This window comes from Rhodococcus sp. BS-15 (assembly GCF_000813105.1).
GTDB lineage: Bacteria > Actinomycetota > Actinomycetes > Mycobacteriales > Mycobacteriaceae > Rhodococcoides.
Genome location: NZ_BAOX01000600.1, coordinates 1 through 791, shown reverse-complemented (window position 1 = coordinate 791; position 791 = coordinate 1). Strand labels below are relative to the sequence as shown.

At 66.0% G+C, this 791-nt stretch carries 1 protein-coding gene and 1 pseudogene; both read right to left on the bottom strand.

Features of this window, described 5'->3' with window-relative positions:
- Positions 1 to 360, bottom strand: a 360-nt coding sequence (locus RHBS_RS28195; protein WP_187298683.1) for a 3,4-dihydroxy-2-butanone-4-phosphate synthase, incomplete at its 3' end; no start/stop codon positions are given.
- An 86-nt stretch (positions 361 to 446) separates the two neighbouring features.
- A pseudogene (locus RHBS_RS28190) lies at positions 447 to 791 on the bottom strand (riboflavin synthase); the annotation flags it as partial.

Genomic DNA, 791 nt, shown 5'->3' with positions numbered 1-791 from the left:
GGCTCCGGTGGTCGGGGGTCGGGCGAGCAGTCGCATCGTGGCCGCCCGGTCGGAGGCCGAGATTCCGGTGCCGATGCCTTCGCGGGCGTCGACGGTGACGGTGTACGCGGTTCCGTGCTTGTCCTGATTGGTGGCGAACATCGGCGGCAGGCCGAGCCGGTCGCAGTCCTCACCGGAGAGTGGAACGCAGAGATAGCCGGAGGTGTAGCGGACCATGAAGGCGACCAGTTCCGGGGTGGCCTTCTCGGCGGCGAAGATGAGGTCGCCTTCGTTCTCGCGGTCCTCGTCGTCGACGACCACCACTGCTTTGCCCGCAGCGATGTCCGCAACTGCGCGCTCGATACTGTCGAACCTGGTCACCACGGTGTGCTCCATACGTCTTGGGCCTGGCTCAGCGCCCTGGAAATTCTCCGATGCACCATCGTTTGCGTGCACGTCAACAGTACTTACTGTGCGTCGATCGTCTGCAGCCGCTCCACGTACTTGGCGATGACGTCGACTTCGAGGTTGACCGTCGATCCGACCTCGGCCGTGCCGAGAGTGGTCAGGTCGAGGGTCGTGGGGATCAGGGAGATCTCGAACCAGTGCGCTCCGTCGTCGACGCCGAGTCCGGAGACGGTGAGCGAGACTCCGTCGACCGTGATCGAGCCCTTCTCCACGACGTAGCGCGCGACCGAGGTGGGCAGTGCGATGCGCACGACGGTCCAGTTCTCGGACGGGGATCTGCCGATGATCGTTCCGGTGCCGTCCACGTGCCCCTGCACGAGGTGCCCGCCGAGCGGCTGCCGAGC